Annotated in this window: 25 protein-coding genes; 9 read left to right on the forward strand and 16 right to left on the reverse strand. The window is 73.4% G+C overall.

The features are described from left to right. Window positions 1-134: 134 nt before the first annotated feature. Genes ACZ7C5_RS04175 through ACZ7C5_RS04190 form a run of 4 tightly spaced genes read right to left on the reverse strand, consistent with a single transcriptional unit; the run spans window position 135 to window position 4,196 of the window. Window positions 135-1,241, reverse strand: a complete 1,107-nt coding sequence (locus tag ACZ7C5_RS04175; RefSeq protein ID WP_401088000.1) for an ROK family glucokinase — start codon at window positions 1,239-1,241, stop codon at window positions 135-137. After that, window positions 1,238-2,143 (reverse strand): ATP-binding cassette domain-containing protein, encoded by a 906-nt coding sequence (locus tag ACZ7C5_RS04180; protein WP_401088003.1) that lies wholly within the window; start codon window positions 2,141-2,143, stop codon window positions 1,238-1,240. The genes ACZ7C5_RS04175 and ACZ7C5_RS04180 overlap by 4 nt, the downstream gene beginning before the upstream one ends. Continuing rightward, window positions 2,140-3,186, reverse strand: coding sequence for an ABC transporter permease (locus ACZ7C5_RS04185; RefSeq protein ID WP_401088005.1), 1,047 nt, complete (start codon window positions 3,184-3,186; stop codon window positions 2,140-2,142). Before ACZ7C5_RS04185 ends, ACZ7C5_RS04180 begins: the two co-directional genes overlap by 4 nt. Further along, complete coding sequence (locus ACZ7C5_RS04190) at window positions 3,183-4,196, reverse strand: sugar ABC transporter substrate-binding protein (RefSeq protein ID WP_470322094.1); 1,014 nt, start codon at window positions 4,194-4,196, stop codon at window positions 3,183-3,185. Before ACZ7C5_RS04190 ends, ACZ7C5_RS04185 begins: the two co-directional genes overlap by 4 nt. 318 nt (window positions 4,197-4,514) lie before the next feature. On the opposite strand from ACZ7C5_RS04190, the gene ACZ7C5_RS04195 reads away from it, so the two are divergent. After that, window positions 4,515-5,648, forward strand: a complete 1,134-nt coding sequence (locus tag ACZ7C5_RS04195; RefSeq protein WP_401088009.1) for an alpha/beta hydrolase — start codon at window positions 4,515-4,517, stop codon at window positions 5,646-5,648. Window positions 5,649-5,739: 91 nt separating this feature from the next. Here ACZ7C5_RS04195 and ACZ7C5_RS04200 read toward each other — a convergent pair whose 3' ends face one another. Beyond that, a complete protein-coding gene (locus ACZ7C5_RS04200; RefSeq protein WP_401088011.1) occupies window positions 5,740-7,347 on the reverse strand; it encodes a PucR family transcriptional regulator in 1,608 nt (535 codons plus the stop codon). Between the two features lie 299 nt (window positions 7,348-7,646). Here ACZ7C5_RS04200 and ACZ7C5_RS04205 point away from each other — a divergent pair, with 299 nt between their 5' ends. The 5 genes from ACZ7C5_RS04205 (at window position 7,647) to ACZ7C5_RS04225 (ending at window position 13,200) form a co-directional block, all read left to right on the forward strand. Continuing rightward, window positions 7,647-8,534 (forward strand): FAD binding domain-containing protein, encoded by an 888-nt coding sequence (locus ACZ7C5_RS04205; protein ID WP_401088013.1) that lies wholly within the window; start codon window positions 7,647-7,649, stop codon window positions 8,532-8,534. Continuing rightward, window positions 8,531-9,019, forward strand: a complete 489-nt coding sequence (locus ACZ7C5_RS04210; protein WP_401088015.1) for a (2Fe-2S)-binding protein — start codon at window positions 8,531-8,533, stop codon at window positions 9,017-9,019. The genes ACZ7C5_RS04205 and ACZ7C5_RS04210 overlap by 4 nt, the downstream gene beginning before the upstream one ends. Further along, entirely contained in the window at window positions 9,016-11,382 is a 2,367-nt protein-coding gene (pucD, locus tag ACZ7C5_RS04215; protein ID WP_401088017.1) for a xanthine dehydrogenase subunit D, read from the forward strand. Before ACZ7C5_RS04210 ends, pucD begins: the two co-directional genes overlap by 4 nt. A gap of 227 nt (window positions 11,383-11,609) precedes the next feature. Further along, window positions 11,610-12,806: an XdhC family protein gene (locus ACZ7C5_RS04220; protein ID WP_470321927.1), complete on the forward strand. Its 1,197-nt coding sequence runs from the start codon at window positions 11,610-11,612 to the stop codon at window positions 12,804-12,806. A 100-nt stretch (window positions 12,807-12,906) separates the two neighbouring features. Then, window positions 12,907-13,200 (forward strand): hypothetical protein, encoded by a 294-nt coding sequence (locus ACZ7C5_RS04225; protein ID WP_401088021.1) that lies wholly within the window; start codon window positions 12,907-12,909, stop codon window positions 13,198-13,200. 57 nt (window positions 13,201-13,257) lie between these two features. On the opposite strand, the gene ACZ7C5_RS04230 is transcribed toward ACZ7C5_RS04225, so the two are convergent. From ACZ7C5_RS04230 to ACZ7C5_RS04280, 11 genes are all read right to left on the reverse strand, one after another. Then, window positions 13,258-13,878: a LysE family translocator gene (locus ACZ7C5_RS04230; RefSeq protein ID WP_188300635.1), complete on the reverse strand. Its 621-nt coding sequence runs from the start codon at window positions 13,876-13,878 to the stop codon at window positions 13,258-13,260. An 81-nt stretch (window positions 13,879-13,959) separates the two neighbouring features. Further along, the gene (locus ACZ7C5_RS04235) at window positions 13,960-14,376 is read right to left on the reverse strand and encodes a PIN domain nuclease (protein WP_401088023.1); all 417 of its coding nucleotides are present in this window, start codon (window positions 14,374-14,376) and stop codon (window positions 13,960-13,962) included. After that, the gene (locus ACZ7C5_RS04240) at window positions 14,369-14,566 is read right to left on the reverse strand and encodes a type II toxin-antitoxin system VapB family antitoxin (protein ID WP_401088025.1); all 198 of its coding nucleotides are present in this window, start codon (window positions 14,564-14,566) and stop codon (window positions 14,369-14,371) included. Before ACZ7C5_RS04240 ends, ACZ7C5_RS04235 begins: the two co-directional genes overlap by 8 nt. Before the next feature lie 94 nt (window positions 14,567-14,660). Further along, on the reverse strand, window positions 14,661-16,493 hold the full coding sequence (locus ACZ7C5_RS04245) for an SDR family oxidoreductase (RefSeq protein WP_401088027.1): 1,833 nt from the start codon (window positions 16,491-16,493) through the stop codon (window positions 14,661-14,663). Then, entirely contained in the window at window positions 16,490-17,398 is a 909-nt protein-coding gene (locus tag ACZ7C5_RS04250; RefSeq protein ID WP_401088028.1) for a M24 family metallopeptidase, read from the reverse strand. Before ACZ7C5_RS04250 ends, ACZ7C5_RS04245 begins: the two co-directional genes overlap by 4 nt. 10 nt (window positions 17,399-17,408) lie before the next feature. Beyond that, window positions 17,409-18,500, reverse strand: coding sequence for a PDR/VanB family oxidoreductase (locus ACZ7C5_RS04255; protein ID WP_401088030.1), 1,092 nt, complete (start codon window positions 18,498-18,500; stop codon window positions 17,409-17,411). Between the two features lie 186 nt (window positions 18,501-18,686). Continuing rightward, complete coding sequence (locus ACZ7C5_RS04260; protein WP_401088032.1) at window positions 18,687-19,604, reverse strand: metal-dependent hydrolase; 918 nt, start codon at window positions 19,602-19,604, stop codon at window positions 18,687-18,689. A gap of 228 nt (window positions 19,605-19,832) precedes the next feature. Beyond that, the gene (locus tag ACZ7C5_RS04265) at window positions 19,833-20,612 is read right to left on the reverse strand and encodes an IclR family transcriptional regulator (protein WP_401088034.1); all 780 of its coding nucleotides are present in this window, start codon (window positions 20,610-20,612) and stop codon (window positions 19,833-19,835) included. Between the two features lie 391 nt (window positions 20,613-21,003). After that, complete coding sequence (gene alc, locus ACZ7C5_RS04270) at window positions 21,004-22,215, reverse strand: allantoicase (RefSeq protein WP_401088035.1); 1,212 nt, start codon at window positions 22,213-22,215, stop codon at window positions 21,004-21,006. 10 nt (window positions 22,216-22,225) lie between these two features. Then, window positions 22,226-23,611 (reverse strand): allantoinase AllB, encoded by a 1,386-nt coding sequence (gene allB, locus ACZ7C5_RS04275; protein ID WP_470321928.1) that lies wholly within the window; start codon window positions 23,609-23,611, stop codon window positions 22,226-22,228. 180 nt (window positions 23,612-23,791) lie between these two features. Continuing rightward, the gene (locus ACZ7C5_RS04280; protein ID WP_470321929.1) at window positions 23,792-24,952 is read right to left on the reverse strand and encodes a glycerate kinase; all 1,161 of its coding nucleotides are present in this window, start codon (window positions 24,950-24,952) and stop codon (window positions 23,792-23,794) included. Window positions 24,953-25,290: 338 nt separating this feature from the next. On the opposite strand from ACZ7C5_RS04280, the gene ACZ7C5_RS04285 reads away from it, so the two are divergent. The 3 genes from ACZ7C5_RS04285 to uraD all read left to right on the forward strand — a co-directional run bounded on the left by ACZ7C5_RS04285 (window position 25,291) and on the right by uraD (window position 26,672). Beyond that, on the forward strand, window positions 25,291-25,545 hold the full coding sequence (locus ACZ7C5_RS04285; RefSeq protein WP_188299491.1) for a thiamine-binding protein: 255 nt from the start codon (window positions 25,291-25,293) through the stop codon (window positions 25,543-25,545). Further along, a complete protein-coding gene (locus ACZ7C5_RS04290; protein WP_188299490.1) occupies window positions 25,542-25,922 on the forward strand; it encodes a helix-turn-helix domain-containing protein in 381 nt (126 codons plus the stop codon). Before ACZ7C5_RS04285 ends, ACZ7C5_RS04290 begins: the two co-directional genes overlap by 4 nt. A gap of 246 nt (window positions 25,923-26,168) precedes the next feature. Beyond that, window positions 26,169-26,672: a 2-oxo-4-hydroxy-4-carboxy-5-ureidoimidazoline decarboxylase gene (gene uraD, locus ACZ7C5_RS04295; protein ID WP_470321930.1), complete on the forward strand. Its 504-nt coding sequence runs from the start codon at window positions 26,169-26,171 to the stop codon at window positions 26,670-26,672. Window positions 26,673-26,767 lie beyond the last annotated feature (95 nt).

Raw genomic sequence — 26,767 nt, forward strand, 5'->3', positions numbered from 1 at the left:
AAGGGGAACAGCCGACAGCGAACAGCTTTCGGCGAACAGATGATGAAATCTGTTCGCTGAAAGTTGTCGGCTGTCGGCTGTCGGCCGTTCGTTTCCCCGGCGCCTTCAGCGGGAGCCCGAGCTCCCGGGCCCCGCTACAGCGCGCTGCGCTCCACCCGGCGCCGCTTGATCGTCCGGAAGCGCCGCGCCACCTGCCGGGCCAGGTCGGCCGCACCGACCAGGCCGGCCTCGTTGCCGAGGGCGGCGTGCACGATGCTGGCCTCCGGCCGGAAGCCGCGCCCGGTGAGGGTGCGGCGGAAGGTGTCCCTGGCCGGCCCGAGCAGCAGGTCGCCCGCCTCCGAGACCCCGCCGCCGATGACGAACCGGCCCGGATCCAGTGCGGCGGCCAGGTTGGCGATGCCGACGCCGAGCCAGGTGCCGACCTCGTACAGCAGCTCGGTGGCGGTCGGGTCCCCGTCCTGGGCGGCCTCGGTGACCAGCGGCCCCGTGATGCCCTCGACCGCGCCGCCCGCCCGGGACAGCAGCTGCTGCACCACCGGCGACTCCTCCGCGACCAGTTCGCGCGCGTCGCGCACCAGCGCGTTGCCCGAGGAGTACTGCTCCCAGCAGCCGCGGTTGCCGCACGGGCAGCGATGCCCGCCGGGCACCACCTGCATGTGCCCGAACTCGCCCGCCAGGCCGTACTTGCCGCGGTCCACGTAGCCGTCCCTGACCACCGCGCCGCCGATGCCGGTGCCCAGGGTGAGCATCACCATGTGGTCCTCGCCGCGCCCGGCGCCGAAGCGCCACTCGGCCCAGGCGGCCGCGTTGGCGTCGTTCTCCACGATCACCGGGAACCGCAGCCGCTCGCTGAGCGCCTCCTGGAGCGGCTCGTTGCGCCAGTTGAGGTGCGGGGCGAACAGCACCCTGGAACGCTCGGCGTCCACCCAGCCGGCCGCGCCGATGCCCACGGCGTGCACGTCGTGCCGGTCGGCGAGCTGGAGCACCAGCTCGACGATGACGTCCTCGACCACCTTGGCGCTCTTGCTCTTGTGCGGCGTGTCGGTGCGCAGCTTCTCCAGCACCTTGCCCTCGCCGTCCACCACCCCGGCGACCACCTTGGTGCCGCCGATGTCGACGCCGATGGTGGGCAGCCGCAGTATCCCGGCGGGCAGCGCGCGACGGCGGCGCTCGGCGCGCGGGCCGAGGCCGAGCAGGGTGGGCAGGACGGGCGGCCTGGTGCTGCCCTGGGAGCTCGTCACGGCTTCGGACGCTCCTCACGGGGGTCTGGATCGACGGGGTCTGGATCAACGCGGTCGGGACCACCGGAGCCGGGACCACCGGCCTCGGGAACGGAGGGCCGGGCCAGCTCGTGCGAGAGCTCGGCGAGGTCGGAGCCGCCCGCCATCTCGGTGGTGAGCTGCTCCAGCCCGATCTCGGCCCGCGGATGGCTGCCCGCCATCCGGCCGCGCTTGAGCAGGGTGAAGTGGTCGCCGACCAGGTACGCGTGGTGCGGGTTGTGGGTGATCAGCACGACCCCGAGCCCGGCGTCGCGGGCGGCGGTGACGTACTTGAGGACCACCCCGGACTGCTTGACGCCGAGCGCGGCGGTGGGCTCGTCCAGGATCAGCACCTTGGCGCCGAAGTGCACCGCGCGGGCGATCGCCACGCACTGGCGCTGCCCGCCGGAGAGGGTGCCGATCGGCCGGTCGACGTCGGGCAGGTCGATGCCCATCTTCGCGAGCGCCTCGCGGGTGGTGGCGCGCATGCCGTCCGCGTCCAGCCGCAGGCCGCCCCAGCGGCGGGTGCCGCGCTCGGAGCCGAGGAAGAAGTTGCGCCACACCGGCATCAGCGGGACGACCGCGAGGTCCTGGTAGACGGTGGCGATGCCCCGGTCCAGGGCCTGGCGCGGGGAGTCGAGGCGGACCTCCTCGCCGGCCACGGTGTAGCGGCCCTCGTCGTGCCGGTGCAGCCCCGCGATGATCTTGATCAGGGTGGACTTTCCGGCCCCGTTGTCGCCGAGCACGCAGCTGATCTCGCCGGCCCGCAGGGTCAGCGAGACGTCCTGGAGCGCCCGGACGGTGCCGTAGCTCTTGCCGACGCCTTCGAGGGCGAGCAGTTCGGTGCCCGCCGGTTCGGCGCTCGTCGAAAACTCGGTGCTCATCGCGGCCCCCGTTCGGCCCGGCGCTTGACGTAGGCGTTCAGCAGTGCGGCCAGCAGCAGCATCGCACCGAGGAAGAACTTGAACCAGTCCGGGTTCCACTGGGCGTAGATGATCCCCTTGCTGACCATGCCGAAGATCAGCGCGCCGAGCGCCGAACCGGCCACCGAGCCGTAGCCGCCGGTGATCAGGCAGCCGCCGATGACGGCCGCGACGATGTAGATCAGCTCGTTGCCGACGCCCTCGCCGGACTGCACGGTGTCGAAGGAGAACAGCAGGTGCTGGCCGAGCACCCAGGCGCCGAAGCCGACGCCCAGATAGAGCAGGGTCTTCGTGCGGGCGACCGGCACGCCGACCGCGCGGGCCGCGTCCGCGTCACCGCCGACCGCGAAGATCCAGTTGCCGAAGCGGGTGCGCAGCAGCACCCAGCTGCCGACCGCGAGCAGGCCGAGCCACCACCAGACGGTGGCCTTGACCGTCAGCCCGCCGATGTTCACCTCGGAGGCGAACAGCCAGCGGCAGGCGGCGTACCCCTCCATGTCGGCGATCGACTTGGTGGAGACGGTGCCGGAGATCGCCTTGGTGACGCCCAGGTTGGCGCCGGTCAGCATCAGGAAGGTGCCGAGCGTGACGATGAAGCTGGGCAGCTTGGTGCGGCCGAGCATCCAGCCGTTGAACCAGCCGATCGCCAGCGTGGTCGCCAGCGAGACCAGCACGCCGACCCAGGTCACCGCGGTGAGCTGGTACGAGACCATCGAGGAGGTCAGCGCGGCGGTGGTGACCAGCACGCCGGCCGAGAGGTCGAACTCGCCGCCGATCATCAGCAGCGAGACCGGCACCGCCATGATCCCGATGGTGGAGGCCGCGTACAGCACGGTGCCCAGCGAGGAGACCCGCAGGAAGGGCTCGGCGACGACGGCGAAGACCACGAACACCGCGGCGGCGGCGATCAGCGCGCCCAGCTCGGGGCGGGCGAGGAGCCGGCGCAGGGCCGCCGGGCGGCCGTCCAGGAGGCCGTCCCTGGCGAGGAGGTCGGGGCTGCTCACCTGGTCCCCCTCGCGACGTACTCGGCGAGCGCGTCGGCGTCGTCCTTGGTCAGGATCTGCGGGCCGGTCTCGACGGGCCGGCCGCCGCCGAGCATGTTCAGGTTGTACTTGTACAGCCAGAGCAGGTCGACGCCGGTGTAGCCCTGGAGGTAGGGCTGCTGGTCGACGGCGAACCCGACGCTGCCGGACTTGAGCCCGGACACCACCTGCGTGCCCAGGTCGAAGGTGTCCAGCTCGACGCCGCGGCGGGCGTCCTGGACGGCCTGGAGGCCGGTGGCGGCCATCGGGCCCGACAGGGTGAGCACCGTGTCGATGGCCGGGTCGGCCTGGAGCTTGGCGGAGATCGCGGCGCGGGCGTCGGGCATGTCGACGCCGTTGACGTAGAGCACCTGGAAGGCGCCGCCGGCCTTGGACTGGGCGCCGGAGCAGCGCTGCTCCTGGCCGACGTTGCCCTGCTCGTGGATCACGCAGAGCACGTTCTTGCGGCCACGCGAGGCAAGCTCGGCGCCGGCCGCCTGGCCGGCGGTGGACTCGTCCTGGCCGATGTGGGTGAGGGCGCCGAACTTCTGCGAGAACTCCTGGCCGGAGTTGACGGTGATCACGGGGATGCCGGCGGCCTTGGCCTTGCCGAGGACGTCGGCCATGGCGTCGCCCTTGGCGAGGGTGACCAGCAGGCCGTCGACCTTCTGGTCGATGGCGGCCTGGACGAGCTGGACCTGGTTCTGGGTCTGCGCGTCGTTGGAGTACAGGAAGGTGATGTTGTCCTTGGCGGCGGCCTGCTCGGCGCCCTTGCGAACAGTGTCCCAGAAGGCGTCGCCGGCTCCGGCGTGGGTCACCATGGCGACCTTCCAGCGCGGGGTGGTGACGGCGCTGCCGCCGGTGGCCGCGGCCTTGGCGCGGGCCTCCTCGGCGCGTCTGCCTCCGGTACTGCTGCAACCGGCCGCAGTGACCGCGACGGCCAGGACGGCGCAGACGGGCCAGAAGCGGCGGGACGGGCGAAAGCGGGTGATGCTCATCCCCATAGTCTCCCTGCCCGGTCCGTGCGCGATCGCACCGCCTCGCCCGGCAGCCCGAACGGCCTGGGAGGTAAGGTGCCCCCGGGGGACCTTTCCTGGTAGTTCGCTGAACATCTGGTCCGGACGACATCTGTCCGAGTGGCAGACTAGGCGCCGATCCGAAGGGGGTTCATCACAAGAAAGTGATGTTCCTCTCAGGTTCCGCACAGATTCGGACGGCAACCGATCATCGGCTCTGCACCGTCTGAAGCCATTGACGTGCGTTCGGGCGAGTGGGGCCCGGGCGGCGTGCGAGCCGGATACGAGAACTCGATGGAACTGACAGGTACGCCATTCTTCATCCTCACCGTCATCCTGGTGCCGGTGTCCATCACAGTGGCGCTGCTGTTCTGGGGGAAGGTCGGGGGCCCGCAGCCGGTACGGTACCTCACCCGGATCGTCATGATCATGTTCTGCCAGGTCACGGCCGTCGTGATGGTCTTCGTGATGGTCAACAACGCCAACCTGATCTACGGCAACTGGGATGACCTGCTGGGCACCGGCGACCACGTCCGAGCGGTGCCCACGGTGGCACCGGTGGACCCGGCCGCCACCGCCCCCGGCCACAGCGCCGACGCGGCCAAGGAGCCGCCGAAGATCAAGCAGAGCTTCGGCGGCGTGAACGACCCGGCCGTCCCCGGCGACGTGCAGAAGACCGAACTCAAGGGCCAGGTCTCCGGGGTCGACGGCGAGGTGCTGGTCTGGCTGCCCCCGCAGTACAACGACCCCGCCTTCAAGGACAAGAAGTTCCCCGTGGTCGAGCTGATCCCGGGCTTCCCCGGCTCCTCCTCCACCTGGTACGGCACGCTCAAGGTCTCCGAGCAGCTCAAGCCGCTGATGCAGCAGGGCAAGGTCGCCCCGTTCATCCTGGTCTCGCCGCGGACCCTGCTGCTCGGCAGCAGCCAGGACGCGGGGTGCACCGACATCCCCGGCAAGATCAACGCCGACGCCTGGCTCACCCGTGACGTCCCGCAGATGGTGCTGGACAACTTCCGCGCCGACCCGTCGGCGGACCGCTGGGCGATCGCCGGCTACTCGGCCGGCGCGCACTGCGCGGCCAAGCTGTCGCTGGCGCACCCCAACCGGTACCGGGCCGGCATCGCGATGTCCGGCTACAACGACCCGGCGAACGAGAGGGACTCGCTGGTCGGCAAGGACCCGAAGCTGCGCGAGGCCAACAACCCGGTCAACATCCTGAAGGCCGCCCCGCAGCCGCCGAAGGTCGCCCTGCTGATCAGCGGCTCCAAGGGCGACGGCTACGAGGACGGCGAGGCGATCCGCGGCGCGGCCAAGGCCCCGACCACCGTCCAGGTCGAGGAGGGCAGCGGACCGCACACCACCGAGCAGTGGAAGAAGATGGTCCCCGGCGCCTTCCAGTGGCTGACCTCGATCATCCCGGCGCAGTAGCGCACGACCGTACGGGAAGGGCCCGCCGCGACCGTGGTCGCGGCGGGCCCTCGCGTTCGTCCCGGCCCTGGCCCGGGAACCGGCCCTTCCCTCAGGCCAGCTCCAGCGCCAGGTAGAAGTCCACCCGGTCCTCCAGCCGGGAGAGGTCACGCCCGGTCAGCTCCTCGATCCGGCCGATCCGGTACCGCAGGGTGTTCACGTGGACGTGCAGCTGCGCGGCGCAGCGGGTCCAGGAGCCGTCCGAGCGCAGGAAGGCCTCCAGGGTGCGGACCAGGTCCGCCTGGTGCTCCAGGTCGTACGCGATCACCTTGTCCAGCAGCCGGCCGCGGAAGGCGCGGCGCACCTCGTCCGGGACGGCGGCCAGCAGCAGCACGTGCGAGGCCAGCTCCTCGGGGCCCGCGACGCAGACCCGGCCGACCCTGGAGGCGGCGATCCGGCGGGCGTGCCTGGCCTCCTCCAGGGCGCCGCGCAGACCGCCGGCCCCGGCGGCGGGGGCGGAGACGCCGAGGGTGATCCGGCCCTCCGAACCGAGCCCGGCCTCCAGCGGGGCGAGCAGTCCGCGCAGGACGTCGGCGGGCACCGGGCCGTCCGGCACGGGCAGCACCACCACGGCGCCGGCGCCCGTCCCGGCGACCAGGGCGCGGTCGGTGGTGCCGCCGAGCGCCTCCTCCAGCACGGCCCGTACGGCGCCCTCGGGCAGACCGGTGCCCTCGGCGCTGAGCACCAGCCAGGAGTCCTCCTCCGCCGGGGACTTGGACTCGGGGCTCTCGTAGCGGGCGGCCATCGCCGAGGAGGCGTACAGGGTGCGGCTGATCTCGGCCGGGTCGGCGTCGCGGCGCAGCAGGGCGAGCAGCTCGTCGGCGAGGCGGCGGCGCAGCCGGCGGCCCTCGTCGCGACGGTGGCGCTCGGCGGCGACCAGCCGGGCCAGGTTCTCGGCGAGCTGCTGGCGCTTGGTGGTCCACTCGGTGACGTCGCCGGCCACCACCAGCACCCAGTCGGCCAGCACGGTGCCGGCCTGCGGTGTCTCCTGCTCGGCGGAGGCGGGGGCGGGAAGCAGCGAGTAGGAGCCGGCCGCCAGCCGGGCCCGGTGCGGGGGGCGGCGGCGCTGGCGCTGGGCGGCGAGATGGGCACGCACCAGCTGGTCGCGGTCCTGGGCGGAGAGCCGGTCGACGGGGCCGGCGATCACCGCGCCGGTCGGGGTGAGCACCCAGCAGTCCAGGTCGAGGTCGCCGCCGAGCAGGTCCAGGACGGCGTCCAGTCCGCCGCCGCCGGCCGCCGAGACCAGCAGGCGGTGCCGGTCGACCAGGGCCGCGAGGTCGGCGGCGCGGTCGGCCGAGACCTGGCGGCCGATGAACTCGGTGACGGTGCCGAAGGCGATGTCGTCGGGGACGGCCAGCAGTGGCATCCGGTGCCTGCGGCAGGCCTCGACCAGGTCCTCCGGCACCGGGCCGACCTCGGCCTCGCCGGCCGCCAGGGCCACCGCGCCGCCGGCCGCGAGGGTCCGGACGAAGCGCTCCGAATCGGCCGGGACGGTGCGCCAGAGCATGCCGGTGAGCACCAGTTCGCCGCCGTGCAGATAGCGGCCCGGGTCCTGGAGGTCCGTCGTCATCACGCCGCTGACCTGCCGGTCCAGCTCTTCCTCGGCCGCGAGCAGGCGCAGTCGCGGGGCACCGGGGGCGAGCAGGTCACGGACACGCATCCGCGGACTCCTTAACGGGGCTTGGGGGGAGGGACGAAGGGGTAACGATAGGACCTGACCGAGCGGGAGTGTGCCCGGTTCCGTGGCTCGCGCACCACGGCCGGATTACGGTCGTCAGTGGTACCCGGCGAACACCTGGGCTGCGAGGCTCTCCTCCTTAGAGGAACGTACAGGATGCCGGGCAGGCTCACCGCCGGGGCTTCATGCCATCGGTGACTGCCGGTGGGCCTCGTCACAGGGGTTCACTGGGCGACACTCCGCCGGGCGCCCGGCGGGCGACGACTTGAGGAGAAACCCGCATGGAGTTCCTTCGGCCCACCACCTGGGACGAGGCGCTCGCGGCGAAGGCCGGGAACCCGACCGCGCTGCCGATCTCCGGCGGCACGGACGTCATGGTCGAGCTGAACTTCGACGTGCGTCGGCCATCCGCGATCCTCGACCTGAACCGCGTCACCGGACTCGCCGAATGGTCGAACGACGGCAGCGTCGTCAGGCTCGGAGCCGCCGTCCCGTACGCCCGGATCATCACGGAGCTGTCCGGCCCGCTGCCCGGGCTGGCGCTGGCGGCCCGCACCGTCGGCTCGCCGCAGATCCGCAACCGCGGCAGCGTCGGCGGCAACCTCGGCGCGGCCTCCCCGGCCGGCGACGCGCACCCGGCCCTGCTGGCGGCCGGACGGGACGTGTCCGTCGAGGCGGCCTCGGTGCGCGGCACCCGGCTGATCCCGATCGACGACTTCTACACGGGAGTGAAGCGCAACTGCCTGGAGGCCGACGAGCTGATCCGGGCCGTGCGCATCCCGGTGGCGGACGGGCCGCAGCAGTTCTCCAAGATCGGCACCCGCAACGCCATGGTGATCGCGGTCTGCGCGTTCGGCTTCGCGCTGCACCCCCGGAACGGAACCGTCGGCACCGGCATCGGTTCGGCCGCCCCCACCCCGCGCCGGGCCGTCGAGGCCGAGGAGTACCTCCGGGAGGTGCTCGCCGAGCGCGGCCTGTGGGAGTCGGGCGAGCTGCTGGGCGCCGAGGTCGTCCGGCGCTTCGGCGAACTGGTGCAGGCCGCGGCCTCGCCGATCGACGACGTCAGGGGCACCGCCGACTACCGCCGGCACGCGCTCGCCGTGATGGCCCGCCGCACCCTCACCTGGACCTGGAACGACTACGGCAAGCAGATCAGGAGCGCGGGATGAGGGTCACGTTCACCGCCAACGGCAGGCCGGTCGAGGCCGACGACGTGTGGGAGGGCGAGAGCCTGCTGTACGTGCTGCGCGAGCGGGTCGGCCTGCCGGGCTCGAAGAACGCCTGCGAGCAGGGCGAGTGCGGCTCCTGCACGGTCTACCTGGACGGCGTCCCGGTCTGCGCCTGCCTGGTCGCGGCCGGACAGGCGCAGGACCGCGAGGTCCGCACGGTCGAGGGCCTGAGCGGGCCGGACGGCGAACTCGGCCTGGTCCAGCAGGCGTTCGTCGACGCGGGCGCCGTCCAGTGCGGCTTCTGCACGCCCGGGCTGCTGGTGCAGACCGACGCGCTGCTGGCGGAGGACCCGCGGCCGGGCGACGACGACATCCGCGAGGCGCTGTCCGGCAACCTGTGCCGCTGCACCGGCTACGAGAAGATCATGGACGCGGTGCGGCTGGCCTCGGCCCGCACGTGCGCGGGGAAGGCCGGTGCGCGGTGAACGCGCGGACGATCCAGGGACAGAAGAACCTCCAGGACATCAACCAGGCGTCCAAGGACGGCGTCGGCGGCTCGTCGCTGCGCCCGGACGGCCACCTGAAGGTCAGGGGCGAGTTCGCCTACTCCTCCGACCTGTGGCACGAGGACATGCTCTGGGGCACGGCGCTGCGCTCGCCGCACCCCCGGGCGAACATCCTCTCGGTGGACGTCTCCGAGGCGCTCACGGTGCCCGGGGTGTACGCGGTGCTGACACACGAGGACATCCCGGGATCGAAGTACTACGGCCTGGAGATCCAGGACCAGCCGGCCCTGGCCGTCGACCGGATCCGGTACCACGGCGAGGCGGTCGCGCTGGTCGCCGCCGACCACCCGGAGACGGCCCGCCGCGCGGCGCGGCGGATCGCCGTCGAGTACGAGGTGCTCACCCCGATCGTCACCGAGGAGCAGTGCCTGGACCCGGGGACGTACGGGTACGTGCACGAGCCGCACGAGTACAAGTCCCATGCCCACGGCAACATCTGCCACGAGCAGCGGCTGGTCTCCGGCCTCGGCGTGACCGACGAGGTGCGGGCGCTGGCGGACGTGGTCGTCAGCGGCGACTACGAGGTCGGCATGCAGGACCAGGCCTTCCTCGGCCCGGAGTCGGGCCTCGCGGTGCCCGCCGAGGACGGCGGCATCGACCTCTACATCGCCACCCAGTGGCTGCACGTCGACCGGAAGCAGATGGCGCCGGTGCTCGGCCTGCCGGAGGAGAAGATCAGGCTCACCCTGGCCGGCGTCGGCGGCGCGTTCGGCGGCCGCGAGGACCTGTCGATGCAGATCCACGCCTGCCTGCTGGCCCAGCGCACCGGCAGACCGGTCAAGATCGTCTACTCCAGGGACGAGTCCTTCTTCGGCCACGTCCACCGCCACCCGGCGAGGATGCACTACGAGCACGGCGCCACCCGGGACGGCAGGCTGGTCTTCGCCGACTGCCGGATCGTGCTGGACGGCGGCGCGTACGCCTCCTCCTCCCCCGCCGTGGTCGGCAACGCGGCCTCGCTCGGGCACGGCCCGTACGTGATCCCGAACGTGCGGATGCACGCCCTCGCGCTGTACAGCAACAACCCGTCCTGCGGGGCGATGCGCGGCTTCGGCGCGGTGCAGGCGGCGTTCGGCTACGAGTCGCAGATGGACCGGCTGGCCGCCGAACTGGGCATGGACCCGGTGGAGTTGCGGCAGCTCAACGCCGTCCGGCAGGGCGACCGGATGCCCACAGGACAGGAGATCGACGCGCCCGCGCCGGTGGCCGAACTGCTGCGGCGGGCCAAGGAGATGCCGCTGCCGCCACCGCTGGACACCGAGCACCCCGACCCGCGCCGGCTGCCCGGCGCGCTGTCCAACACCTCGCACGGCGAGGGGATCGTCCGCGGCGTCGGCTACTCGGTCGGCATCAAGAACGTCGGCTTCTCCGAGGGCTTCGACGACTACTCCACCGCCCGGGTGCGGCTGGAGGTGATCGGCGGCGAGCCGGTCGCCACGGTGCACACCGCGATGGCCGAGGTCGGCCAGGGCGGCGTCACGGTGCACGCCCAGATCGCCCGCACCGAGCTGGGCGTCGAGCAGGTCACCATCCAGCCGGCGAACACCGAGGTGGGGTCGGCCGGTTCGACCTCGGCCTCGCGCCAGACGTACATGACCGGCGGCGCGGTCAAGGTGGCCGCCGAGGCGGTGCGCCGGGAACTGTTCGACCGCGGCCGCCGGCGCTACGGCTGGACCCACGACGACCTGGCGCTGGCCGGCGGGAAGGTGGTCTCGGAGCACGCCGGTGTGCTGGTCCCCATGGCGGACCTGCTCGGCGACGAGACCATCGACCTCACCCGCGAGTACCGCCACCGGCCCACCCAGCCCTTCGACAAAGAGACCGGCCAGGGCTTCGGCCACGTCCAGTACACCTTCTGCGCCAACCGCGCGGTGGTGGACGTGGACGTGGAGCTGGGCCTGGTCAAGGTGGTCGAGCTGACCGCCGTCCAGGACGTCGGCAAGGCGCTCAACCCGCTCTCCGTGGTCGGCCAGATCCAGGGCGGCTGCACCCAGGCGCTGGGCCTCGCGGTGATGGAGGAGATCATCGTGCGGGACGGCAGGGTGCGCAACGCCTCCTTCACCGACTACCTGATCCCCACCATCCTGGACACCCCGCCGATCCCGGTGGAACTGCTCGAACTGCCCGACCCCAACGCGCCGTACGGGCTGCGCGGGGTCGGCGAGGCGCCGACCGTCTCGGCGACGCCGTCCATCGTGGCGGCCATCCGCAACGCCACCGGGCTGGCGCTCAACCGGATCCCGGTCCGGCCGGAGCACCTGACCACCGAACGTCCGGGCTGAGTCCGCCGGTCGGCACTTCCCGAGGCCCTGCCCTGTCCTCTCCTGTCCTGCTCTGCTCTGCTCCTGTCCGGCCTTGTCCTGCTCTGCTCCTGTCCTGGCCACGTCCTGTCCTGTCCTGTCCACGCCGGGGGCCCATCGCGGATTCGGGCGCCACCGCCGCCGTACGGGATCGTTTCCCGTACGGCGGCGCCCCCCGCTACTGTCGAAACCGTGTAAGGAGCCTCCCCATGCAGGACATCGCCGAGCAGTTGCGGGCCTGGCACGCGTCCGGGCGCTCCTTCGCCGTGGCCACCGTGGTCGGCGTCTCCGGCAGCGCTCCGCGCGACCCCGGGGCGGCGCTGGCCGTGGACGCGGACGGCGAGGCGGTCGGCAGCGTCTCCGGCGGGTGCGTCGAGGGCGCGGTGTACGAGCTGTGTCAGGCCGCGATCGCGAGCGGCGAGCCGGCGCTGGAGCGCTTCGGATACAGCGACGAGGACGCCTTCGCGGTCGGCCTGACCTGCGGCGGAGCCCTGGACGTGTTCGTCCAGCCGGTGGTGCCCGGCACCGACGCCGGACTGGACGCCGGGATCGCGCACATCGCGGACGGCACGCCGGTGGCGCTCACCCGGGTGATCGCCGGGCCCGGCGCGCTGGTCGGGGCCGCGCTGGCGGTCACCGCCGACGGCGTCGCCGGCGCGCTCTCCCCCGCGCCGTCCACGGTCGGCGGACTGGAGCGGGCCGTCGTCGCGCAGGCCCGGGCGATGCTGGAGGCCGGGCGCACCGGCCGGCTCGTGCTCGGCCTGGACGGACGCCCCTGCGACGAGCACGGGCAGGGCACCGTCACCTGCTTCGTCGAGTCGTACGTGCCCGCACCCCGGATGCTGGTGTTCGGGGCGATCGACTTCGCGGCCGCGGTGGTGCGGATCGGCAGGTTCCTGGGCTACCGCGTGACCGTCTGCGACGCCCGGCCGGTCTTCGCCACCGCCCGCCGCTTCCCCGAGGCCGACGAGGTGGTGGTCGACTGGCCGCACCGCTACCTGGACTCCCAGCTCGACCGGATCGACGGCCGCACCGTGCTGTGCGTGCTCACCCACGACGCCAAGTTCGACATCCCGCTGCTGGAGCGCGCCCTGCGGCTGCCGGTCGGCTACGTCGGCGCGATGGGCTCGCGCCGCACCCACCGGGAGCGCGAGGCGCGGCTGCGCGAGGCGGGGCTCACCGAGGCCGAACTGGCCCGGCTGCGCTCCCCGATCGGCCTGGACCTCGGCTCGCGCACCCCGGAGGAGACGGCGGTCTCGGTCGCGGCCGAGATCATCGCCCACCGGCGTGGCGGCGGCTGCCTCCCGCTGAGCGCCTCGGACGGGCCGATCCACCACGACGTGTCGCGAACGGAGACGGAGAGTGACGCGGCGGGCGGCCCAACTCCCCGTCCCCACGCGGCCTGAGCGGGATCGGGCTCCCGCGCCGCTCACGTTGCGTGGCCACCGGGGCCGGGGGAGGCTGGAGTCGCGGACTCACCCCGAGCCCGGGGAAGGAGCAGGGATCATGCGTGCCCTGCTGGAGGTCGAACTCGACACCGCGACCTCGAACAAGCTCATCACCGATGGAACGATCAACGAGGCGATCCAGCAGACCCTCGCCCAACTCAAGCCGGAGGCGGCCTACTTCCTCAGCCGCAACGGGCACCGAGGCATGATCCTCGTCGTCGACGTGGCGGACGAGGCCTCGATACCGTCCCTCGCGGAGCCGTTCTGGCTACAGCTCAACGCCACCGTCGACATCCACCTCTGCATGAACGCCGACGAACTGGTGGAGGGGCTGAAGCGGCTCGACCACTGAGGCAGCTGCCGGCAGCCCTGCCGGATCGCGCCTCCCGGGCGTTCAGGCCCGCTCGTCTCAGTCGCCCAGTGCCAGCTTCACGCCGAAGCCCACCACGACCGCGCCGGTCACCCGGTCCATCAGCCGCCGGGCGGCCGGCCGGCGCAGCCACCCGCGCAGCACCTGGGCGAAACCCACCAGGACCGTCGACCAGAGCAGGCCCTCCACGACGTGGACGCAGGTCAGCGCCACACCGGCGGCGAAGTGCGGGGCGGAGGCCGGGATGAACTGCGGCAGCACGGCCACGTAGAAGACCCCGACCTTGGGGTTCAGCAGGTTGGTGAGCGTGCCCCGCCGCCAGCCGTGCGCGAAGCCGCCGTCCTCCGGCTCCTCCTCGACCGCCGCCTTGCCACCCCGGTCGCGGAGCATCCCGATGCCCATCCACACCAGGTAGGCCGCGCCCGCCCAGCGCAGGATCTCGTACGCCGTCTGCGAGGCGGTCAGCAGTGCCGTCACCCCGGCCGAGGTCAGCGTCCCCCAGAGCAGCGTCCCGGTCTGGATTCCCAGCACGACCCCCCACGCCTGCCGCCGGTGCCCCAGCGCCGACGTCCGCAGGACCAGCGCGGTGTCGAGTCCGGGGGTGAGCGTGAGCAGCCCCACGACGAGGGCGAAGGACCACAGGGCCGTTGTCATCTCCATGGGCCTCGATGCTCTCACAGCCCCTGAGCGCCCTCGCCGGCCGGCCGCCCGGCAACCGGACGGGCGGCGGCCCGCCCCGGGTCAGTCGGCCGAACCGGGAGGGACGACCCACTCGGTCGGCTGGCCGGTGACGGCGGCGATCATGTCGTAGTCACCGTCGTAGTGCAGCACGGTGGCGCCGTGCCGCTCAGCGGTGGCCGCGATGACGAGGTCCGGGACCGACAGCGCCCGCCAGGTGCCGGAGGCGGTCAGGAGTGCTTGCACCTCGATGGCCCGGTCCCACACCTCGTCGGGTGTGGACAGCCAGTTGAAGCCGCTGAGGCCTTCCCGAATCTGAAGGGCGTCGGCCTTGGACCGGGCACTGTGCATGATTTCCAGCTCGACGGCGCCACAGAGCGCAAGTCGCCCCTCATTGAACAGCCGCTTGACCACGGCCCGGACCGTCGGCTTGGCATAGCGCGCGAAGGCCGACTTGTCGATCAGAAAGCGCTCACTCACCCTTTTCCACCGGCCCGGTGAGATCGGGCAACCCGCCCTCGGCAAGCCAGTCGAGGAACTCCCGGCCCTTCCGGCGCTTCACCGCATCCTCAAGGGCAGCGTTGACGGTGGCGACCTTGGTCGTCGTGCCGAAGATCTCGGCGGCCTCGGCCAGCAGTTCGTCGTTGACGTCTATCACGGTACGGGCCATGGTCGGCCTCCCAAGCGGAGCGGGCCTGCGATATCAAGTTCGAGAGTACTTGATATCGCGGGCCCGCATGGCCCGATCAGGCGGTGTTCACCGGTCAGGTGATGTTGAGGCGGGCGGCGAGGCGGAGGAGGCCGGGGCTGAGACGGGAGAGGAAACGGGCGACCTTGGCCTCGGGGGTGACGGGGACGACGGACCTGCCGGTGCGGACGGCGGTGAGGATGGCGGCGGCGACCTTCTCCGGCGGGAAGCCGCGGCGGGCGTAGAGCCTGGCGGCGCGGGCCTGCTTGGCGGCCTGCTCGGTGGCGCTGGTCGCGGAGAAGGTGGAGGTGCGGGTGATGTTGGTGTTGACGATGCCGGGGCAGATGGTGGAGACGCCGATGCCGTGGCCGGTGAACTCGGCGCGCAGGCAGTCGGAGAGCATGAACACCGCGGCCTTGCTGGTGGCGTAGGCGGTGAGCGCCTTGGAGGGCAGGTAGGCCGCGGCGGAGGAGACGTTGACGATGTGGCCGCCCTGGCCGCGGTCGGCCATCAGGGTGCCGAAGGCGCGGCAGCCGTGGATCACGCCCCAGAGGTTGACGTCCAGGACCCGCTGCCACTCCTTCTCGGTGGTCTGGAGGAAGGTCCCGGAGTGGCCGATGCCCGCGTTGTTGACCATCACGTCGGGCACCCCGTGCTCGGCGGCGACGGTCTGCGCGAAGGCGTCCACGGCGGCCCCGTCCGAGACGTCCACCCGGTAGGCGTGGGCCTTCGGGCCGATCAGCGAGGCAAGTTCGGCGGTGCGCTCGGCGGCCGCGAGGTCGAGGTCGCAGACCACCACCCGGGCGCCGTCCTCGGCGAAGGCGAGCGCGGTGGCCCGGCCGATGCCGCTGCCGCCACCGGTGACCACGACCAGCCGGCCGTCGTCCTCGGCCGGGCGTGCCCGCCCCTCGTCGACGCGGGCGGTGAACTCGCGGACCAGACCGGCCACGGTGGCTCCCTTCTCCAGCAGCGCCGACCAGTGGCCGGCGTGCAGCGTCCTGCGGGTCAGCTCGGGCACCCAGCGCTCCAGCCCCTCGGAGAGGTAGGTGCCGACGTACCTGTCCCGGGTGAGGGTGATCAGCTGGACCGGCACCTCGGTCGGCCGCTCGCGCGGACTGCCCAGGGTGGGGCGGAAGTTGGCCCGGTACAGCTCGATGCCGCGGACCGCGTCGCGGCGCAGGGTGGGCTGCGGGTGGTCGGCGCGCGGGGTGACGTGCTCCAGGTCGCGCAGCACCCGCGGCCAGGCCCGGGCGAGGCCGAGGCGCCAGATGCCGGGGGCGAGGTAGGGCAGGTGGAAGGCGGTGATGTACCAGGAGTGCAGGCCCTGGTGCAGCAGCTGCCCCAGGTGGCGCGGGGTGGGACGGCGCAGCCGGTGGCGCAGCCAGTGGCCCATGTGGTCCAGGCTGGGGCCGGACAGGGTGGTGTACGAGGCGATCCGGTGCTCGGCGCCGGGTGCGGTGACGGCCTCCCAGGACTGGATCGAGCCCCAGTCGTGGGCGAGCAGGTGCACCGGGCGGTCCGGGCTGACGGCGTCGGCGACGGCGAACAGGTCCTCGGCGAGCCGCTCCAGGAGGTAGCCGGACCGGTCGGCGGGAGCGCCGGACTCGCCGGCGCCGCGCACGTCGTAGCGGACCACGTGGTGGTCGCGGGCGAGGTCGGCGGCGATGTCGTCCCAGACGGCGTGGGTGTCGGGGTAGCCGTGCACGAGGAGGACGGTGGGGGCGGCCGGGTCGCCCTGTTCGAAGACGGCGAGCGGGAGGCCGCCGGAGCGGACGGTCCTGCGGCGGACCGGGGGCGCCGTCGGGATCGCCTTCGAGAGCGCCTTCGAGAGCGCGGGTGAAGGCGTGGTCGAGGGCGTTGCCGAGGGCCTCGTCGGGGGCGTCGGCGGGGGCGTCGGTGCGGGCGTCATCGGGTGGCCTCCAGGGTGGTCGGCTCGTCGGCGGTCCGCTCGGCGGCGGTCGGCTCGACGACAGTCTGCTCGCTGGTGGTGGTCCAGCGGCGGACGTGCGGCAGGTCGTCGTCGAGCCAGTGGGCGTCGTCGTCGGTGACCACCAGCAGTTCCTCGAACTTGATGCCCACGCCCCGGAACGCGATGTGCGGCTCGACCGCCCACAGGCCGGGGGTGGGCGCGTGCCGGGACGAGCGGCCGTCCGCCCAGAGCGGCGAACGGCCGTGCAGCCGCTCGGAGATGAGTTCGCGACCGAGGGTCTGGAGGGTGCGCACGCCGAAGCCGAACACGTTCACCCCGGCCGGGCCGCGCGCCGTGTTGCGGGTGACCTGATGACCGATCACCCGGCCCGGGTAGACCTGGTGGCGGTTGTCGTAGCCGTGCGCGGCGAGCTGGGCGTCCACCGCCGCGTACACCTCGGCGAGCGGCTTGCGGGCCCGCACCTCGTCGAGGATCAGCTCGCGGTAGACCTTCAGGTCGGCGGCCAGGCGGTCCCAGACCCGGTTCTCGCCGACCTTGCCGCCGTATCCGATGTCGGCGGTGTAGCCGTCCACCACGGGCGCGCAGTCCAGCACGTACGGCATGCCCTCCTCCAGCCGGCGGTTGCCGGCGAAGAACTGGAGCGGGGTGTGGAAGTGCCGGAACGCCGTCCGGTCGCCGAACCAGGCGAAGGGGACGTGGAAGAAGTCCTGCACCCCGGCGGCGACCAGGCGGCGGCGCAGCTCGGCGGTGGCCTGCCGCTCGGTGACACCGGGTTCGATCCAGGCGGCGACCTGTTCGGCACAGTGGTAGGCGAGTTGCTGGGTCCCGCGGAAGCGGGCGAGGTCGCGCTCGGTGTAGCGGAAGGCGGGCATCGCTTTCGCCATGGAGGGCTCCTTACTGGACGTCGAGCACGAGGGTCTCGCCCTCGGCGGCCCGGGAGACGCAGGGCAGCAGGGCGCCGGCGGCGCGCTGTTCGGAGGTGAGGCGGCGGTCCCTGTGGTCGGGCGAGCCGGCCAGCACGCGGACCTCGCAGGTGCCGCAGAAACCCTGGTGGCAGGAGTACGGGAGGTCGGGGCGGGCCTCGCGCAGCACGTCCAGGGCGGAGCGGTCGGCGGGGACGTCGAGGACAGGTCCTTCCGCGCCCAGGCGTACGGTGAACGGCTCGCCGCCGGTCACGGGCGCGGCGCCGAAGCGCTCGAAGTGCAGGGAGGCGGCCGGGGACCCGTCCAGGGCGCGCTGCACGGCGGTGAGCATCGGAGCCGGACCGCAGCAGTAGACGGCGGCGCCGCGCGGGGCGTGGGCGAGCAGTTCGGCGCCGGTGGGGACGCCGCCGTGCTCGTCGTCGGTGCGCAGCACGACCCGGCGCGGATCGAGGGCGCGCAGCTCGTCCGTGTACGGGAGGGTGTCGGCGCTGCGGCCGACGTGCACCAGGCGCCAGTCCAGGCCGTGCCGCTGTGCCTCGCGGGCCATTGGCAGCAGCGGGGTGATGCCGATGCCGCCGGCCAGCAGGAGGACGGCGGGCTCGGCGCAGAAGGCGAAGCCGTTGCGCGGGCGGCGGGCGGTGATCCGGGTGCCGGGGTGCAGGACGTCGTGGACCTCGACGGACCCGCCGCCGCCCTCGGGCAGCCGCCGGACGGCGATGCGGTAGGCGGTGCCCTCGGCCGGGTCGCCGCTGAGGGAGTAGTGGCGTTCGCGCCCCGAGGGCAGGGCGAGGCGCAGGTGGGCGCCGGGCTGCCAGCCGGGCAGCGGGCCGCCGGAGGGGTCGGTGAGCCGCAACTCGACGACGTCGTCGGCCAGTCGGCGGCGTTCGGCGACGACCAGCTGGAGCGGCGGGGTGGGGCGGCTGAGCGGGCGGCGGGGGTTGCGGCGCAGCAGCGGGCCGCCGAGGGCCGGGGAGTAGCGGTCGCCGAAGACGGTGAGCCGGCGCATGAAACCGTCGGCTCGGGGTCGGCCGTAGAGGTCGGGGGGCGGGGTGCGCAGATCCATCCGGCGGGGTCCTTGGGCGTCGGGAGCGGGCGGGGAACGGCTGACGGGCGGCGGGGTTCGGGTGGCGGGGTTCGGGTGGCGGGGTTCGGGTGGCGGGGTTCAGCGAACAGATTTCAGCAGACAGAGTTCAGCGAACAGATGATGTTTTCTGTTCGCTGAACTCCGTCACACGTCGCCCGTCACCCGTCACCCGCGCCCGGCGGCCGCCCGGGCGGCCGGGGAGGTGGCGAGGTAGCCCAGCGCCTGACTGGACGAGCCCTCCTGGGTCGGGTGGTAGCCCGGCCGCAGGTAGCGCAGCCCGGATCGGAACGACTTGACCGGGTCCGGCAGCAGTCCGCGCTTCGCGATCCGGCCGGCCTCCCGCCAGCTGGGCCTGAGCCGCCCCTCCAGGGTGGGATCGGCGGCGAGCAGGAAGCGGGCGCCGCGCACCCAGAGGTGGACCAGCAGCGGCCCGGAGATCGCCATCCCGCGCACCCGGCGCAGGTACCCCGGGTCCAGGTGCACCATCAGGTCGTAGGCGACGCTGCGGTGCTCGACCTCCTCCGCGCCGTGCCAGCGCAGCAGGTCCAGCATCGTCGGGTCGGCCTTGGCCCGGTCCAGGCCGGGCGAGTTGAGCGCCCAGTTGCCGAGGAAGGCGGTGAAGTGCTCGATCGCCGCGATGAAGGCGACCCGCTCGATGACGTTCTCCCGCCGCTGGGCGGACGTCAGCCCCGGCTTGTCGCCGAGGACGCGCCGGAACAGCCAGGAGACCTGCCGGACGTACGGCCGCGGGTCGAGCCCCTGGCCGAGCAGGTGGTCGAGGACCTCCTGGTGCGCCTCGGCGTGGATGGCCTCCTGCCCGATGAACCCGAGGACCTCCTCGCGCAGTTGCTCGTCCCGGATGAGCGGCAGCGCCTCCTTGAACACCTTGACGAACCACCGCTCCCCCTCGGGCAGCAGCAGGTGCAGCACGTTGATGACGTGGGTGGCCATGGGCTCGTCCGGGATCCAGTGCAGCGGCAGCCCGGCCCAGTCGAAACGGACGTCCCGCGGCTCCAGGACGAGTCCGTCGTGCACGCGCGCGGCGGGGGCGGCGAGGGCGGGGACGGGGGTGGAACGGGGCATGGCAGGCCCTCCTGACCTGGGGGCGGCGGCTCGACTCAGGGAAACGTACTCGCGGGTAGTCGCGGGGACAAGGGTTTCGGCGAGTCTTATCGACATCGAGTCTAATAAGTGGCGCACCGGCCCCCGCAGGGCGGACTCCGCCGCGGGGCAGGAGTCCGGACGCCGGGAAAGCACGAGGGCCCCGCCGGACGACACGCGTCCGACGGGGCCCTCCGAGACGGGCGGCGATCAGACCGCCATCGCCAGCATCAGCGGCGCCGCCCTGGCCGCCAGCAACTCGGCGGCGGCCTTCAGCTTGTGGACGTCGTCGGCCGGCATCGAGGTGGCCAGGCAGCCGACCGTACTGCCCGCGGTGATCGGCACAGCCGCGCACACCGTGCCCAGCGCGTACTCCTGGATGTCCAGCACCGGCACCGTGGCCGGCTGCCGCTCCAGCCGGTGCATCAGCTGGTCGGCGTCGGTGACGGTGCGGGAGGTGAGCCGGGCGACCGGGTGCCGGGAGAGGTGGTCGCGCCTGGCGTCCGCGTCCAGCTGGCTGAGCAGGCACTTGCCGATCGCGCTGGCGTGCGCGGCGGCCCGGAAGTCCACCCACTCCTGGACGGCCGGCGCGTAGTCGGCGGCCGAGACCGCCTCCACCGACAACTCGCCGTCGTGGTAGCGACTGAAGTACACCGCGGCGCCCAACTCGTCCCGGAGTTCGGCGAGCTTGCGGTTGAGCCTGGCCTTCACCAGCTGCTCGCGGTTGTGCTGCCCGAGCAGGGCGAAGGTGCCGCCCAGCAGCCAACCGCCGTCCTGGCACTGGAGATAGCCCTCGACCTCCAGGATCTCGGCGAGCCGCCGCACGGTCGGCAGCCCGAGCGCGGTCTCCCGGGCGAGGGCCACCAGGGTGGCGCCGTCGGGGTGACGGTCGACCGCCTCCAGCAGTCTGAGGGCGTGCCGGAGGGAGGTGAACGGGCCCGCCGGGCCCTGGTCCGGCGCGGCGTGACGACCCGGGGCTGGTGTCGACATGTCGTCCCCTTCCGATGTCCCCCCACGGAGCGACCGCGGGCACGCACCAGCCTATCGACCCGGCGGCCCGGACGACTGCCGTCCGTACATATCCGTGGACAATCCGTACTGTCCCACCGCCCGACCTGGGGCGTCGGCACGGCCCCTCCCCCACCGTCCAGGTGGAAGGCACCATCCCCAAGCGAACCCGGCGGCCGTGGAGGTGGCGGGTGCGGGCGGTGGACCGGCCACCAAGGGAGGGTCGGTTCCCGCCGCCCGCCCGCGGCCCGGCGACGGCGACCACCAGGCGGGCGCCGTGCTCCCCGTCCGTGGCGTGGAAGCGGGCGGGTTCCGCAAGGGGCCGTCGTCGCGTGAGACCCGTGCCGGGAAGCGCGACGGTCCACTGCCGCCGTCAGCCGCCGAGCAGGCTCCGGACCACGGTGGCCGCCGCCGGAGCGGCCGGTGCGGACGGGTCCGCCAGCGGGCGGGCGGCGGTCAGTTCGGCGGCCTCGGCGGCGGTGCGACCGGCCGCGGTGAGGGCCGCGGCGGCCTCGGCGGCCGGGAGGGCGTCGAACCAGCGCAGCGCGAGGGCCGCCAGCCCGGCCTCGGTGAGGCGGCCGGTGAGCCGCAGGCGGGCCAGGCCGCCGTCCGGGTGGACGTCGATGCGCACGTGGGTCACCTGTCGGCCGGCGTCGATCCGGTAGCGGTGCCGGGTGTCGGGCTGGAGCCGGGTGCGGGGCAGGAGTTCGAACCACTCGCCGTCGGCCGGGTCGGCCCCGGCCGAGGCGTCGAAGCCCAGCAGGTCGGCCCAGCCGGGGGCGTTGGCGACGAAGCAGGAGGTGTCCACCTCGACGGCCAGGACCTCACCGCCCCCGGCCAGGGCGATCCGCACCCAGTCGTTGGCCTTGTCGCGCCGGCGCCGGGTCTCCCAGCCGTCGCCCATGACCGAAGCGCGACCGGGAGCGTTCAGGTTGTGCGGGGAGGAGAAGTAGCGGTCGGACGCCGCCTCGGCCACGCCGCCGTACTCCTGGGCGGCCAGGTCGAAGGTGAGGCCGTCCAGGTCGCGCGGGTCGGGCAGCACCTCGCCGTGCACCCGCAGCCGGGCGATGCCGCCGTCCGGGAACATGCCGAGCCGCACGTGGGTGTAGCGGGTGCCGTCCGCGACGGCGAACTCGTGGGCGGTGTCGCCCTTCAGCGGGGTGCGCGGCACGATCGTGGTCCACTCCGCGCCCTGGAGCTCCTCGGGCGAGGGGTGGCCGGGCACGGACGCGGCCTCGACCGAGGCGGACTCCGGGTGGTTGCCGGTGAAGTGGGCGGTGTCCACGATCACGCCGCGGATCACACCGGCGGCGCCGAGCCGGACGATCGCCCAGTCGTGGTCCCCGTCCGCGGGGTGCGGCCGGTCCGCGGAGACGCCGCGGCGGCGCCTGGACTCCCAGCCGTCCATGACCTGGCCCTTGTGGCCGAAGGTGTGCGGGCGGAACTCGGCCGGCCTGGCGACCAGCAGGTTCTCGGCGTCCGCGAAGGTGTCCTCGTTGGTGGCGACGACTCCTGCGCCGAGCAGTCGGGAGGCCAGGTCGACCAGCTCGGTGAAGGAAGCACTCGGGGTGTCGGCGGTGGTCACTGACTCTCCTTCAGACGCGATCGGAAGGGGTGGCGGGACGGGAGTGCGGCCGGACGAGCTGCCGGCCGAAGGGACGGGCCGCGAGGTCCACCTCGCGGCCGCGCAGCCAGGTGGTGCGCACCACGCCGGTGAGGGTCCGGCCCGCGTACGGGGTCACCGGGTTGCGGTGGTGCAGCCCGCTCGCCCGGACGGCGAACCCGTCGTCGGGGTCGAAGGCGACCAGGTCCGCGTCGTGCCCGGCGGCGATGGCGCCCTTGGTGCCGGTGAGACCGACCAGGCCGGCCGGTCCCGAGGACATCCAGCGCACCACGTCGGCCAGGGCGTGGCCGCGGCGGCGGGCCTCGGTCCAGACCGCCGGCAGGCCCAGCTGGAGCGAGGCGATGCCGCCCCAGGCGGCGGCGAAGTCGCCGCTGCCGCCGTACTCGGGCAGCAGCTTCAGGTCGGGGGTGGACGGCGAGTGGTCGGAGACGACGGCGGTGAACTCGCCGTTCGCCAGAGCCTCCCAGAGCCCGTCCCGGTTGGACTCGTCACGGATCGGCGGACAGCACTTGAAGGCGGTGCCGCCGTCCGGCACCTGCTCGGCCGCGAGGGTCAGGTAGTGCGGACAGGTCTCGGCGGTCACCCGTACGCCGTCCTCGCGGGCCTGCCTCAGCAGCGGCAGCACGGCGGCGGAGGAGACGTGCAGGACGTGCACCCGGGCGCCGGTGCGCCGGGCCGTGTCGAGCAGGCGGGTGACGGCCGCGGCCTCCGCGCCGGCGGGCCTGGAGGCCAGGAAGTCCTGGTAGTGGACGCCTGGTTGCTGCGGGGCGGCGGCGAGCACGGACGGGTCCTCGGCGTGGATGATCGCCAGGGCCCCGATCCGGGCCTGCTCGGCCAGCGCGGCCTCCAGGCCGGCGGCCTCGACGTGCGGGAACTCGTCCACTCCGGAGGGGGCGAGGAAGCTCTTGAAGCCGAACACGCCTTGCCGGTACAGCGGTTCGAGGTCCGCGACGTTGCCGGGGACGGCGCCGCCCCAGAACCCGAGGTCGACCCAGGCCTGACGCTCGGCGGCCCTCCGCTTGACCGCCAGGCCGTCCACCGTGGTGGTGGGCGGGACCGAGTTGAGCGGCATGTCGACGATCGTGGTGACGCCGCCGGCGGCGGCGGCCCGGGTGGCGGTGGCGAAGCCCTCCCACTCGGTGCGGCCGGGCTCGTTGACGTGCACGTGGGTGTCGACCAGGCCGGGCAGCAGGGCCGTGTCGCCGAGGTCGGCGAGGTCGCCCTCGCCGGCCGTGAGCGAGCCGTGCGGAGCGGTCCCGGCGATCTTCCCGTCCCGGATCAGCACGTCAGCGGGGCGCTCGCCGTCGGGCAGGACCACCCGTCGGGAGCGGATCACCGTCGGCTGGCTGAAAGGCATGGGAGACCTCCGGAACCTGGGAGTCGAGGGCGTTCGGGGGTGCGTCGAGGCTGGTTCGGGGGTGGCTCGGGGGTGGCTCGGGGGTGGCTCGGAGGTGCTGGAATCGCGGGCGGCACCGAGGGATCGCCGGGAGCCTAGGCCCGCCTTCAACAAAACGTCAATGGATGGACGTACGAGGGTTCAGGGCGCCAACAGCCGCTCCGCCAGCCGCTCCCCCGCGCGTTCGGCCAGCTCGCCGGCCCTGGCCATGCTGTCCCCCGACTGCTCGGTCAGGCCGGTCAGCCCGGTCAGGTCGGCCAGGGCCACCGCGGCGGCGAACCCGGCGGCCCGCCACTCGGACTCGGAGAGCTCCAGCCGTCCCGCCACCACGGCCACCGGAACCCCCGCCCGGGCGGCCGCCGCGGCGACTCCCGCGGGTGCCTTGCCGTGGAGCGTCTGCGCGTCCAGACAGCCCTCGCCGGTCACGACGAGGCGCGCCCCCCGCACGGCCTCGTCGAAGCCCAGCAGGTCGAGCAGCAGTTCGATGCCGGGTCGCATGGTGGCACCGAGCAGCGCGAGGGCGGCGAAGCCCACCCCGCCCGCGGCGCCGGCACCGGGCGCCTCCCTGACGTCCCGCCCGGTGGCCTCGGCGACCAGGTCGGCGAACCGGGTCAGCCCCGCCTCCAGGACCACCAGGTCCTCGCCGTCGGCGCCCTTCTGCGGACCGTAGACGGCGGCGGCGCCGCGCGGCCCGAGCAGCGGGTTGTCCACGTCGCAGGCCACCACGAGTTCGACGCCGCCCAGCAGCTCGGCCGGCGAACCGAGGTCGATCTCCGCGAGCCGGCCCAACGCGGCTCCACCTGGCGGAAGTTCGACCCCGTCCGCGTCGCGCAGCCGCACCCCGAGCGCCTGCACCATGCCGGCGCCGCCGTCCGTACAGGCGCTGCCGCCGAGGCCCAGGACGATCCGCTTGACGCCGAGCGAGACGGCCTCGGCGATCAGCCCGCCGACCCCGTACGACCCGGCCGTGAGCGGGGCGGCGCGGCCACCGGGCAGCCGGGCGAGGCCGGAGGCCTGCGCCAGCTCGACCACGGCCGTGTCGTCCCGGACGGCGAGCGCGGCGTCCACCGGCAGGCCGGTCGGGCCCGCCACCTCGACCGGGACCCTGCTGAAGCCGGCCGCGAGCGCCGCGGCCAGGGTGCCCTCGCCGCCGTCGGCGACGGGCAGTTCGCGCACCTCGGTGCCGGGCGCGGCGCGCCGGATCCCGGCGGCGATCCTGGCGGCCGCCTCTGCGCCCTCCAGGCTGCCCTTGAACTTGTCGGGAGCGACGACCACATGGCCCTGACGGGGGGTGGGGGGCATGACGCGGGTCCTCGCTTCCGTACGGGTGCGGCGGTGGTGCTGCGCCGTGCGTCCAGCATGTGCCCGGGCGGCCCGCGGAGCCAGCCCCCTCGGCGGGGAGCGGCCGGGTGACACGCACCGGGCTTGTCCGACGTGCCCCCAGGGGGACGTACGCGTCACCGGCTCGGAGCGACCGGCAGCGGGCGGATGAGCCCCGGCCCGCACGCCGGCCGGGTCCGGCCTCCCGACGGCGCGGGCACGACCGGACGGGAAGTCCCGGGCGGACCATTCCCCAGGAGGGCCGACCGTTCGATCGCCCGGCCCTGCCCGCCCGCACCCCCGCTCGCTACAGTGACCCCGTGCGATTGATGGTGGAGTTCACGACAGAACCGTTCGAACTGGACACGTTCCCGGAGCACGCCGCGGCGGCCCGCAAGGTCGTCGACGAGGCCGGCCTGGCCGTGTCGGTCGGCCCCTTCGGCACCGGCGCCGAGGGTGGGGCCGAGCAGGTCCTCGCCGCGGTGACCACGTTGCTCAGGGAGACCCTGGACGCCGGGGCGACCCGGATCTCGGTCCAGGTCAGCGTGCTGGGCGAGGAGGACGGTACGCCGTGACCGAGAACGTGGAACACCCGCTCGCCGCGGCGGTGAAGCCGCTGCTCGCCGCGGTCGGCGCGACGCCCGTCCCGCTGGACGAGGCGAAGCCCGACGACCTGGTCCTGGAGTGGGAGGGCGCCCCGGCCCTGGCCGTCCGACTGCCACACCTGAACAGTGCGCTGGACCGGCTGCTGGCCGAGACGGCCCGCCGGTTCGACGGCCGCCCGCTGGCCGAACTCGACCGGCTGGAGAAGCAGCGGGTCGTCGCACTCCTGGAGGAGCGCGGCGCCTTCACCGTCCGCCACGGCGTGGAGACGGTCGCCTCGGCCCTGGGCGTCAGCCGCTTCACCGTGTACAACTACCTGAACCGGCAGGACGCTTCCAAGTCGCCCTGACGCCCGCTCGGCGCCCCCGGGGCGCGCGCGGACCCCGGCCACGGGGACTTCCGAACGGGTGACCCCGCCGGTGCGGCAGGACTGGATCGGCCTGCGGCGGGGCACACTTGGCGAATCGCCCACGAAAGGGCCGGCATCGCGGGCCGGCTCGAAAAACGTCACCACCAACCATTCAACAAAGTGTTGACGGCCGGGTGGGGCCGATCTAGCTTTTCCGGGTGGCACCACTCTTCAGGAGGTCCACTCGTGACCAACCGCCCCCACACCCTTGACGCCCTGGCCGAGGCCGACGCCGCGGAGTTGGCGGAGATCCTGCTGGAGGTGTGCTCCAGCCCCCGCTGGGCCGCCGCGGTCGCGGAGACCAGACCCTGGCCCGACCGGGAATCCCTGCTCACCGCCAACGCGACGGCCATGGCGTCACTGACGGCCGAGGACCTGCGCGACGCGACGGCCGGCCACGCCCGGATCGGCGAGCCCATCGCGGGCGACGCCGCCTCCGAGCGCGAACAGGCCGGAATCCAGGGCGCGGACCGGGCCCTCCTCGACGAGCTGCACGAGGCCAACGCCGCCTACGAGGCCAAGTTCGGCCACGTGTTCCTGATCCGCGCGACCGGCCGCACCGCGACCGGCATGCTCGCCGCCCTGCGGGAGCGCCATCCCAACGACGCCGCCACCGAGGCTGAGATCGTCCGCGGGGAGCTGCTCAGGATCAACGACATCCGGCTCGGCCGTCTGCTCGACGGATCCTGACGCATCGTCAGAAAATATCGTGCCGGACAGGCGCGAGGCGCGACCATCCAGAAAGCTGACGCGTCATCATTTCCGAAATCAGTAAGGTCACTTCA

This window comes from Kitasatospora sp. NPDC036993, from assembly GCF_055607525.1.